At 63.6% G+C, this 11,576-nt stretch carries 6 protein-coding genes and 2 tRNA genes; 6 read left to right on the top strand and 2 right to left on the bottom strand.

What is annotated here, in order from left to right:
- The 4 genes from DESPIG_RS01625 to DESPIG_RS01610 form a co-directional block, all read left to right on the top strand.
- On the top strand, window positions 1–2,168 hold a 2,168-nt coding region (locus DESPIG_RS01625), incomplete at its 5' end, for an Rne/Rng family ribonuclease (RefSeq protein ID WP_006004255.1).
- Entirely contained in the window at window positions 2,141–2,824 is a 684-nt protein-coding gene (locus DESPIG_RS01620; protein WP_081446790.1) for an epoxyqueuosine reductase QueH, read from the top strand. The genes DESPIG_RS01625 and DESPIG_RS01620, both read left to right, overlap by 28 nt.
- Window positions 2,825–2,893: 69 nt before the next feature.
- Window positions 2,894–2,969: transfer RNA gene (locus DESPIG_RS01615), tRNA-Asn, on the top strand.
- A 73-nt stretch (window positions 2,970–3,042) separates the two neighbouring features.
- Window positions 3,043–3,118 (top strand) — tRNA-Asn (locus tag DESPIG_RS01610).
- Window positions 3,119–3,546: 428 nt separating this feature from the next.
- On the opposite strand, the gene DESPIG_RS01600 is transcribed toward DESPIG_RS01610, so the two are convergent.
- Window positions 3,547–4,254: a DUF4405 domain-containing protein gene (locus DESPIG_RS01600; protein ID WP_147589184.1), complete on the bottom strand. Its 708-nt coding sequence runs from the start codon at window positions 4,252–4,254 to the stop codon at window positions 3,547–3,549.
- Between the two features lie 187 nt (window positions 4,255–4,441).
- On the bottom strand, window positions 4,442–6,034 hold the full coding sequence (locus DESPIG_RS01595; protein ID WP_006004248.1) for a peptide-binding protein: 1,593 nt from the start codon (window positions 6,032–6,034) through the stop codon (window positions 4,442–4,444).
- 216 nt (window positions 6,035–6,250) lie between these two features.
- On the opposite strand from DESPIG_RS01595, the gene DESPIG_RS01590 reads away from it, so the two are divergent.
- Together DESPIG_RS01590 and DESPIG_RS01585 are read left to right on the top strand one after the other, a co-directional pair.
- Window positions 6,251–9,508, top strand: coding sequence for a DEAD/DEAH box helicase (locus tag DESPIG_RS01590; protein ID WP_006004246.1), 3,258 nt, complete (start codon window positions 6,251–6,253; stop codon window positions 9,506–9,508).
- A gap of 364 nt (window positions 9,509–9,872) precedes the next feature.
- Window positions 9,873–11,576: CHAD domain-containing protein (locus DESPIG_RS01585; RefSeq protein WP_006004244.1), on the top strand; the 1,704-nt coding region annotated here is incomplete at its 3' end.

Here is an 11,576-nt window from a genome sequence, read left to right as displayed (position 1 = left end):
CCCCCGAGAGCGCTCCCGCCGCTGCAGCCGCTGAAGAAACGCCCGCCCAGACCGCAGCCCCCGAAGCTGCCGAAGCGTCCGCCGATACCGACGGCGAACAGCACGCCGCCCCCCGTCGCGGTACCCGTCGCTCGCCCGGTGCCCAGCGCCGTCAGCGTACTCCCCGAAAGAAATCTCCCGAGGCCGTGAGCCAGCAGGCCGACACCGCCCCTGCGGGGGACGGCGACCAGGCCGCCGGAACTGCTGAGGCCCGCCCCGCTGACGAGCAGTCCGCCCCCATGGCTGCCGAAGCCCCCACTGCCGAGACGCCTGCGGCATCCGCCGCCAAGACCGCTCCGGAGAGCGCCGATGCGGCGAGCGTCACCACGGAAGAAAGCAGTGAAGCTACCGCTGCCGACACGGGCAGCCAGGAAGACGGCGAGGAACAGCCCCGCCGCAAGAGTCGTCGTGGCCGTCGCGGCGGACGCGGACGCAACCGCAAGAACCGTGAGGCCCAGGCGGAAAGTACCGAGCCCGCAGACAAGGACGCCGAGGAGAGCGCCGAAACGGCAGCTCCCGCCGACCTGCCGGACGATCTCAGTGACGAGGAACTGTGGCAGGCTGCCACCGGTGATGTGGAAAGCCTGGAAAACGCCCCGGCCCGTCCCCGCCGTCGCGGCGAGGACAGCGAAGCCCCCAAGAAGGGCAGCGTGCGTGCGGCCGCGGTCAAAGCCAAGGTGGCCGCGGGCAAGCGGCGCATGTTCATCAGCGTGCTGCCCGGCGAACAGGTGGAAGTGGCCATCGCCGAGGAAGGCCGTCTGCAGGAATACTACCTGGACATGTTCCACCAGCGCAAACTCAAGGGCAATATCTACAAGGGTGTCATCCATAACATCGACACCAACCTGCAGGCTGCCTTCGTGAGCTACGGCGCGGGCAAGAACGGCTTCCTCCAGATCGACGAGATCCACCCCGAATACTGGCTGACCCATCACGAGCCCAGCAAGGGCAAGAAATTCCCGCCCATCCAGAAAGTGCTCAAGCCCGGCCAGGAAGTGCTGGTGCAGGTGGTCAAGGAACCCACCGGCAACAAGGGCGCCTTCCTCACCACCTGGCTGTCACTGGCGGGCCGCTTCCTGGTGCTGACCCCGGGCCAGGAGCAGATCGGTGTTTCCCGCAAGGTGGACAGCGATGAAGAACGCACCCGCCTGCGCGAGATGATGAACGGCATCGACCCCGGCCAGGGCCTGGGCGTCATCGTCCGCACCGTGAGTGCCGGCACCACCAAGACCACGCTCAAGAACGATCTCCAGTATCTCAAGCGCGTCTGGAAGGACATCCGCAAGAAGGCCACCGAAGTCTCGGCCCCGGCCCTCATCTATCAGGAGCCGGGCCTGCCCCAGCGTGCCGTGCGCGACTACCTGACCGACGATGTCTGCGAGATCTGGGTGGACAATGAGGAAGTGGCCGACAGCATCCGCGAGACCGTCTCCCTGCTCTTCCCCCGCAAGAAAGAGCTGGTGCGCCTGCATACCGACGTGCGCATGCCCCTGTGGGAGCGCTTCAGCCTGCGCCGCCAGCTGGACCAGATCTATTCCCGCGAGGTCACCCTGCCTTCGGGCGGCCGCCTGGTCTTTGACCAGACCGAGGCGCTCATGGCCGTGGACATCAACTCCGGCAAGATCTCCGGCAAGGTCAATTTCGAGTCCATGGCCCACCGCACCAACATGGAAGCCGCCGAAGCCATCGCCCGCCAGCTCAAGCTGCGCGACATCGGCGGCCAGGTGGTCATCGACTTCATCGAGATGCGCGACAAGAAACACGTGCTGGAAGTGGAAAAGACCCTGCGCACGGCCATGAAGAACGACCGCGCCCGCCACGACGTGGGCCGCATGAGCTCCTTCGGCCTGCTGGAACTGGTGCGCCAGCGTACGGGCTCCTCGGCCCTTTCCATCACCATGGAGCCCTGCCCCTTCTGCGGCGGCACGGGCCAGCGGCGCAACCTCGAATGGCAGGCCCTGCAGGCCCTGCGCGAGATGCGCCGTGCCCTGCGGACCCACGGCGGCGACAAGTACGTCTTCGAGACCACCCGGGAACTGGGCCTTTATCTGCTCAACCACAAGCGCGACAGCCTGCGCGACATGGAACAGGACTTTGGCAAATGTCTGGAAATCAGCATCCGTCCGTAACGGACGCCCCTGTCAAAACTTCCGCGGCCTGCCCTTCGGGGCAGGCCCCTGTTTTTGAACCCGTCAAAGGCGAGCGCAGCCTGCTGCTGCACATCTGCTGCGGCCCCTGCTCCATCATGCCGGTCAAGCGCCTGCAGGACGAAGGTTTCACGGTCACGGCCTGGTACATGAACCCCAACATCCAGCCCCTGATGGAATACCTGCGCCGCCGCGAGGCCGCCGAGGAATGCGCCGCCCGCTTGGGCATCGAGCTCATCTGTCAGGACGATACCTGGGATCTGGTGGGCTGGCTGCGCTCCGTGGCCGGACGCGACCTGCCCCCGCAGCGCTGCGCCTGGTGCTGCAGCAGCCGCATGCAGGCCGCCGTGGCTTATGCCCGCGCCCATGGCTACGCCCATGTGAGCAGCAGCCTGCTCTACTCCCGCTACCAGCCGCACGACGTCATCCGGGCCGCCGGGGAACATGCCGCCGCCGCGGAAGACGCTCCCCTGAGCGAAGGCCCCCGCTTCGTCTACCGCGATTTTCGCACCGACTGGCAGGCAGGCATCGACTTTTCCAAGGAATGGGGTGTGTATCGCCAGCCCTATTGCGGCTGCGTGTACAGCGAAGCCGAGCGTTATGACAAAAAATTGCAGCGCCTGATAAAAAAATCCTGAAAAAATGATTTTTCCGCTTGACGAACGGGCCTGTTTTCCGTAGAAAGACTTTCGTTGCTTTTGCAGCACTCCCCGATAGCTCAATCGGCAGAGCGGGTGACTGTTAATCACTAGGTTGGCGGTTCAAGTCCGTCTCGGGGAGCCACAAAGGACTTCAGGGCTTGCGCGGCAAGCGCAAGCCCTTACTTCCCCAAAGCTGCAAGCAAAGCAACCAATGATCCCCGATAGCTCAATCGGCAGAGCGGGTGACTGTTAATCACTAGGTTGGCGGTTCAAGTCCGTCTCGGGGAGCCAGACGATCAAGCCCTTGCGAGAAATCGCAAGGGCTTTTTCTGTTTTTGACGCTTCTCGTTGCAAAGGCTGCTGGCGTGGCTTGAAAGAAGGAAGCCCACGAGGCCCTCATCCTCCCCCCCGAAAAACCTTTCCGGTCTGTTTGACGATCTCCGCCTCTGGACGGACAGGAAAAGAGATCTTTTTGAATGGCTCGAGAAAAAACACTGGCATAGCCTTGTCCCCTCCACAGCCTCGTGCTGCTCCATCCTGCTCGAGGGGCGGGCCTCCTTGCGGAGGCTTCTCATACCCTGCCTATCCTGTGCCGATGGCCCATGGGCCGGTATGCCGGCAATATCATTCCCGGTGACTGCGGACGAAAAAGACAAAAAAACGGGCACGATCCCCAAAGATCATGCCCGTCCTTATTTCCGCCTGGGAAGCCTGCGTACTTATTGTGCCGCCTGGCCCTTGCCCTGCCCTTTGCCGCTGCCGCGCACGGGCATGGTGGCCCCTGTGCTCTTCATGATGAAGCTGAACAACTCCTGCGGGGTCATGTCATTGCTGGTGGCGATGGCGATAAAGATGCTTTCCGGCTTCAGCTCGCCCTTGAAACCGGCCTCCCCCATCTTTTGCAGGATCAGGCCGCAGTCCAGCCCCAGGAAGGCGCTGAACTGTTTCAGGGAGCTGGTCTCGGCATGGCCGAAGGGCGGTTCACCGTACTTGCGGGCCTGATAGTCCTTGATGGCATCGTTCCAGCTGACCAGCTGCTGCATGGGCGGGATCTCCAGCAGGGTGCCCGCATAGACGAACAGGCAGATCAGGGCCGCTGCCAGCAGGGGCTTGCGGCTGCCGCCCCCGGCACCGCGGATGTAGTTCATGACCGGCTTCCAGTTCAGGAACGTATGCCACAGCCCGGCCACAAGAAAGAGCGCCCCGCCGGTGATGTGCAGATCGCCCCACTGGGCCTTGGTGAAGATGATGCGCCAGTCCGCCCAGTAGGCCACACGGCCTTCAGGTACCACATAGAGCATGATGGAACTGATGATCAGCAGGACAAAGGAAAAAAACGTCGTCAAAGAAATGATCTTGCGTAACATGGTCACCCCCCAATGGTGTTTGATGGGGCTGCCGTTACGCTCTTCCACTCCTGTATTCAAGATACTTTTCCACTTTTATAAAGGCAAAAAAGAGGAGACAGGATCACATCCTGCCTCCTCCAGCATCCCCAGCATGTCATGACTATGGGGGAACATATCTTTACTTCGTATATAATATGCCGATATCACGGCAAAACATAGTTGTTTTCCAAAAACGCGTCTTCCGGAAGGCCTGCCCTGCGCCCTTCTACGGCGTCACCTTGTAACGTTGCAGGCTCTTGGGCACCCACCATTCCTCAAAGTTGTACATGATGCCGGCCAGGGCGGGCTTGATGCCCATGAAGCGGTTCTGCACCACAGGCAGGGCATAGGGCACGTAGAGGAAGCAGTAAGGCTGATCCTCGTCCAGTATCTCCTGCGCCTGATGGTACAGCGCGGTCCGGCGCTGGCGGTCCGGCGTGGAGCGGGCCTCTTCCAGCACCTTGTCCAGCTCGGGGTTCTTATAGTGGATGAAGTTCAAGCCCCCGGGCACGGCCTGTGAGGAATGCCAGACCGCGAAGATGTCCGGGTCCTGGGTGATGGTCCAGCCCAGGATGATGGCATCGAAGCGGCCGGTATTCACGAATTCCCGGATGAAGGCCGCCCACTCCACGGTGCGGATGCGCACGTCGATGCCCACGGCCCGCAGCTGGCTCTGGATGATGGTGGCCGTGAGGATGCGCGGCTCGTTGCCCTGGTTGGTCAGGATGGTGAAAGCCAGGGGCTTGCCGTCCTTGTCCAGGATGCCGTCGCCGTCGCTGTCCGTGAAACCGGCCTCGGCCAGCAGCTTGCGTGCCCGGTCGGGATTGAAGCTCACAGGGCGCAGGCCCGGATGATAGGCCCAGGTGCCCGGCTTGTAGGGCCCGAAGGCCGGTTCCCCCAGCCCCAGCAGAACGCCCTTGACGATATCGCCCCGGTTGATGGCGCAGGAGATGGCCTGCCGTACCTTCTTGTCCTTGAAGAAGGGATGTTCCAGATTGAAGCCCAGGAAATTGTAGACCGAGGCCAGATAGCGGTATTTGTGGAAGGACTCCGCCCATTTTTTCCCCGATGTCTGGCGCAGGTACTGCTGCGGGCTCAGCTCCATCACGTCCAGGCGCCCGGCGCGGGTCTCCATGAACATGGTGGCCGTATCCGGGATGATGCGGAAGACCACCTCGCTGATGTGCGGCCTGCCCAGAAAGTAGGTGGGGGAAGCTTCCATCACGATGCGCACGCCCGGCTCCCAGCGCTGGAGGCGGTAAGGCCCGGCGCCCACAGGCTTGCGGGCGAAGGTGGTGGTGCGGATGTTCTGCCCTTCCAGGATGTGCTTGGGCAGGATGGGGTTCATCCAGGAAGACACGGCCCGGGCAAAGAACTTCTCGTAACGGACCTCGAAGCTGTAGCGGTCCAGTACGCGGAATTCCTTGATCTGAAGGAAGTCGTCCGCATAGGGACTGCCCGTGGCCGGATCGATGACCATCTTGTAGGTGAACTCCACATCCGCGGCCGTCAGCTCGGTGCCGTCTTCCCAAAGGATGCCCTTGCGCAGGCGGAAGCGCAGCAGGCGGCCTTCGTCCTCCATGCTGAAGGACTCCGCCGCCCAGCATTCCGGCTCCAGATCCTTGTTGAAGCGCAGCGGCGCCACATAGAGCAAATCCGCCACTTCGTGGGAGGCGGAATCCGCCGTCAGATACGGGATGAGGTTGGAGGCCTCGCCGATGCTGCCCAGCAGGATGCGGTCGCCGTCCGTGGGGGGCATGCTGCCTTCTTCATCATCCGCGGCGGCGGACAGCGGCAGGCAAAGCAGCAGCAGGAGCATAAAAAAAACTCTCCAGGGAATGCCGCACCCTGCCGGAGAGCCCTTGCCCGCTGCCCGGGAAGCGGCGAAAAATACCAACTTTTTTTCATAAAATATTTTTTCATAAGTTACGCGCGTCTATTGCCATTGAAGTGATGCCTGTGATATTACTCCCAAATCTATTACTGCGATTTTTCAACGGAGCCCGCGCAGAAAACCGGGCAGCGGAGAGTATGCATGAGCAGATCTGAGCAGAACGTCGTCAGGGAGATGTGCCAGGCTTTCCTGCACGACGCCGTTCCGGAGTATATCCGTGATACGGCTTACTATATCCTGTCCGAAGGCGGGGTGCAAAAAATAAATATCCAGGAGGGCGAGACCTGGGAGGCGCAAGGCGTCATCCAGGGCGAAGACCTCCAGGTCTATACGCCCAGCCTGACTTTCTCCATCACGGATCGCAGCACCCGCCACCAGTGCAACTGTTCGGAGTCCTTCACCAGCACATGCCGCCATGTGGCGGCTCTGGCCCTGCGTCTGCTGGAGGAACTGCGCAAGGAACAGGGCGACGCCGAAGAGGTGGCTCCGCCTGCCAAGGACTGGAAGCAGAGCTTCCGCTCCTTCTTCTCCACGGACATGGAGCCCGAGCCCGGCAAGCACTATCTTATTTTCCGCTTCCAGCCGGAGCAGGGACGTCTGCTGGTCTCCTTCTTCCGGGGCCGCCAGAACAAGTCCGGCCTGTCCAGCGTGCACAACGAGATCACGCTCCAGCAGATCATCAACAACCCCGACTGGTGCGAGTTCTCGCCCCAGCTGCCGCATGTGGCCCGCCAGATAGGCCAGCATCTGGACTACTACGGCCATCGCGTGGAGATCCCCGACGGCCTGACCTCGTGGTTCTTCTGGGCCGTGCGCAAGGAATATTACCTGCTCTGGAAGGATACCGACCGTCCCTGCCGCATCGAGAGCACGCCCTTTGCCCTCAAGCTCAAGCCCAATTTCGACGACAACGGCTTCAGCTTCGACGTGCTGCTCAAGCGTGAAGGCCGCCCGCCCCTGCCCATCCGGGCCAACGGGGCGCCCAGCGACCACCTGCACGGCGCCGAGGCCCCCGAGGACGCGCCCATCACCTTCCACGGCCAGATGCCGCTCTGGGTCTGCTACCAGCACAACTTCTATCCCGTGCAGACGGGCCTGTACCCTTCGCTGGTGCACAACCTCATCTATGAGCGCCCGGTGGTGCCGCAGGAAGAGATCTCCGAATTCCTGGACCGCGTCTGGACGCGCCTGCCCTCGTCAGAACTCTACGAGCCGCAGCAGTTCCTGCGCATGATGGAGCCCGTGTTCCAGCCGGCCACCTACAATCCCAAGCTCTTCCTGGACGAGGAAGGCAGCCTGCTGACCCTGGAGATCGACAACATCTACCAGACCCGCCACGGCGAGTTCACGCTCAACGGCCCCAACCCCGACTTCCAGACCGGCAGCTACACCTTCGAAGGCCAGACCTATCTGGTGCGCCGCCATCAGGAAGAAGAGGCCCAGCTCATGAACGAGCTGGCGGGCATGGATTTCCAGGCCCGTTCCAGCAAGCTCTGGTTCCTGGAGCCGGAAGAGGCCATCGCCTTCCTGCTGGACTCCTACCCCACCCTGGTGGAGAACTACCGCGTCTACGGCGAGCGCGCCCTTTCGCGCTACAAGATGCGCACGGCCAAGTCCTCCATCTCCGCCGAGGTGGTGAGCAACGAGAAGGAAAAGTGGTTCTCGCTGGAGATCAGCGTGGATTACGAAGGCCAGTCCCTGCCCCTGGACAAGATCTGGAAGGCCTGGACCCGCGGCAAGCGCTATGTGCAGCTCAAGGACGGCTCCTACACCAGCCTGCCCGAATCCTGGCTGGAAAAGATCGCCCACAAGCTCACGGCCCTGGGCCTGGATCCCAGCAAGCCGCCGCAGACCAAGTTCAAGCAGTTCGAGGCCCCGGTGCTGGACAGCCTGCTGGAAGACCTGCCCGGTGCGCGTACGGACTCCTTCTGGAACAACCTGCGCGAGAAGATCCGCTCCTTCCGCGAGGTGCGGCCCGTACCGCCGCCAAAGGCGCTGCAGGCCAACCTGCGCAGCTACCAGCTGCAGGGCCTGTCCTACCTCAACTTCCTGTCGGAATACGGCTTCGGCGGCATCCTGGCCGACGAAATGGGCCTGGGCAAGACCGTGCAGACCCTGGCCTTCATCCAGCATATGGTGGAAAGCCGCTTCGAGGGCCCCAACCTTATCGTGGTGCCCACCTCGGTGCTGCCCAACTGGGAGCGCGAAGCGGAAAAGTTCGTGCCCGGCCTGCACCGCCTGACCATCTACGGTACGCGCCGCGAGGGCATGTTCAAGCACATCGCGGAATCGGACCTCATCATCACCACCTACGCCTTGCTGCGGCGTGACCTGGAGGAGATGGAGAAGTACGAGTTCAACACCGTCATCCTGGACGAAGCCCAGAACATCAAGAACCCCAACACCATCACGGCCCGCGCCGTGCGCCGCATCAATGCCCGCATGCGTCTGTGCCTGTCCGGTACGCCCATCGAGAACAACCTCTTCGAGCTCTGGAGCCTGTTCGAGTTCCTGATGCCCGGCTTCCTCGGTTCGCAGCATGCCTTCCAGCGCGGCATCGTCAAGCCCATCAAGGACGGCGACGCCGAGACCCTGGATTACCTGCGCACCCGCGTGCGGCCCTTCATCCTGCGCCGTACCAAGGCCGAAGTGGCCAAGGACCTGCCGCCCAAGGTGGAGAGCGTCACCTGCTGTGCGCTGGAAGAGGCCCAGGCCGAGCTCTACGCCGCCCTGGCCCGCAAGCTGCGCGCCCAGGTGCTGGCCGACGTAGACGAAAAGGGCCTGGCCAAGAGCCAGATGTCCATCCTGGACGCCCTGCTCAAGCTGCGCCAGATCTGCTGCCATCCGCGCCTGCTCAAGATCGACCTGCCCGGCTTCTCCAACAACCTGCCTTCCGGCAAGTTCGACGCCTTCAAGGACATGGTCATGGAGATCGTGGAAGGCGGCCACAAGGTGCTGGTCTTCTCGCAGTTCGTGCAGATGCTCCAGATCATCCGCCAGTGGCTGGAGTTCTCGCAGATACCCTTCTGCTATCTGGACGGCGCCAGCAAGGACCGCTTCGAGCAGGTGGACCGTTTCAACAACAGCCCGGACATCCCCATCTTCCTCATCTCGCTTAAGGCGGGCGGCACGGGCCTGAACCTGACCAGCGCGGACTACGTCATCCACTACGACCCGTGGTGGAACCCCGCTGTGGAAAGCCAGGCCACGGACCGTACCCACCGCATCGGCCAGACGCGGCAGGTGTTCTCCTACAAGCTCATCTGCCAGAACACGGTGGAAGAGAAGATCCTCAAGCTGCAGGAGGCCAAGCGTGGCGTGGCCGAGGCCATCATCCCCGGTCAGGACACCTGGAAGTCCCTGACCCGCGAGGATCTGGAGATGCTCTTCGAAGTCTAGGCAACGCAGTTATAAACAGCCTCATCACACGGCGCGGAAGCAGGGCCCTGCCCCGGCTTTCGCGCCGTTTCCCGTTCTGGGGGCTGCCTTCCGCACGTTCCGGGCCGCACGGCAACGGTGGCCGTCCACCGCACGGCTTCTCCCCGGCATCCCCTTCCCGGAAGGGGGCGGCCGCATTCTGCCCCCCCCTGCGCGACACGCCTGTCCCGCCTCCCCTTCAGGCCCCCTCTCCGTGATGGCGGCCTGCCCCTTGCGCACCCGTTTCGGGGAGGCTATGCTCCAGGCAGCCTCCGGGCCGTCATCCCTGCCTTCCCGGCCCGGGGACGCCTCTTTTTCCGGCAGATGCCTGCCAAGGAGACGCCGCATGGACGAAGCTGCCCCCATCACGCCCCGCACCCTGCTTTGGCGCGGCACACGCTGCCTGCGCAATGATTCCCCCGCCCTGCGCCCCTGCGGGCTCCGCCGCCTCTGCCGGTTATTCGGCATTGACCTGGCCGCCCGCCAGCGGGAAACCGGTCTGGTCCTGTCCATCTTCGCAGGGCTGGCTCCCCAGCATGGTCTGGACAGGGACCTGGCCCCTCTGGCCGTGCTGGCCCATACGCTGGTGGAGCTGGGGGACGGCACGCCCGATGCGGGCGAGATCGTGCTCACCCATCCCCTCAAGCGCCTCGACGACGCCGGGAACCGGCTGCTGGCCATGGTCCTGACCCTGCTCACCGCAGGCAAGGGCCGCACGGACAAGGTGGAGCCCCTGCTCACCGCGATGGGGTGCCCCCATGACGATCCCCGGCGGCGTACCGCCGTCATACTGGCGGCCATCGTACAGGTGGCCCGCTTCGCCCTGCGTTTCGATCCGCTGGAGATCCGCCTGCCCGGTGAGCCTCCAGTCCTTTTCCTCATCCGGGTACGCACGCCCCTGCGCCTGCGCAAGCAGCTGGTCATCCATGCTCCGCTCTGGGAGTGCCTGTTCGGCAAGTCCTCCCTGGAATGGTTCTGGACCTTCGACGCCGATACCGACGCGCCGCTCCCGGCCCCGCTCCCGCCTTCCGGGCAATTGTTCAGCAGCCATTTCAGCGCGTACCTGCAAAAGCAGGCCCGGGCCCTGCATGAGCTGGCCCGCAGTGACAGCGCCTTGGACGAGGAGCCCATCCACGACGCCCGCGTCATCCTGCGCAGCCTGCTTTCCGTCTTCGGCAGCCTGAAGCCCTACCTGCGCAAGGACTGGCTGGCGTCTGTGGAGCCCGACCTGCGTACGGCCCGCAAGCTGCTGGGTGGTGTGCGGGACACGGACGTGCTTTTGGGCCACATCAGGGACTATGCCCTGCGTCCCGCCTCCGCCGATGCCGTCGAAAGCGCCGCAGCAAGCAGCCAGGCCCCGGAAGGCGCTGCCCCCCTTTTCCGGCCGGTGGATCTGCCCGCCGGTCTGCGCAGCCTGTATGCCGCCCTGCAGGAAGAACGTGCCGGGGCCCTCTCCCGTGCCGCGGCCCACTATGCCTCGGACGCCTACCGGGACTTGCTGCACAAGCTGGACGACAATGCCGCTTCCCAGACCTGCCGCCCCGTACTGGACCGTCGCGGCCGCGCCCGGCCCATGCTGCTGGCGGACATCATGGCCGCCGGTGTGGATCAGGCCACGCGCAACCTCCTTGCCCATGACCGCTGGACGCACGGGTACCTGATCCCCGAGGATCTGCTGCACAACATGCGCATCGCTTTCAAGCAGTTACGCTATCTGATGGCCTTTTTCGGCAGCCAGGGCGGCAAAAACGGCGAACGTCTGATCCGCCTGTGCCGCCGCTGTCAGGAGAGCCTCGGCCAGATGCACGACAACGCCGTAGCCGCGGCCACGGCCCTGCGTCATTTGCAGCGCATGCCGGAGGCCCGGCAGCATACGGAGGATGCCGACGGCCTGGAAGAGTACGCCCGCTGGTGCGAAGACGAGATGCACCGCCATGCCATGGCTTTTCTGACGGAGTGGACGGAGAGCGGCCGGGACGAGCTCTGCCGCCTGGCCCGCAAGCTCTCCCCGTCCGCCGGCGATCCCCTTCCCCTGCTCCGCCCGGACGAC

The sequence above is a fragment of the Desulfovibrio piger ATCC 29098 genome, from assembly GCF_000156375.1.
Lineage (GTDB): Bacteria > Desulfobacterota > Desulfovibrionia > Desulfovibrionales > Desulfovibrionaceae > Desulfovibrio > Desulfovibrio piger.
This window is presented reverse-complemented; position numbering and strand designations above follow the sequence as displayed.

Bases quoted from the DNA above. Each gene is read 5' to 3' on its own strand.
- DESPIG_RS01595 (WP_006004248.1), bottom strand. From the start codon at position 6,034: ATGCTCCTGCTGCTGCTTTGCCTGCCGCTGTCCGCCGCCGCGGATGAT.
- DESPIG_RS01620 (WP_081446790.1), top strand. From the start codon at position 2,141: ATGTCTGGAAATCAGCATCCGTCCGTAACGGACGCCCCTGTCAAAACT.
- DESPIG_RS01590 (WP_006004246.1), top strand. From the start codon at position 6,251: ATGAGCAGATCTGAGCAGAACGTCGTCAGGGAGATGTGCCAGGCTTTC.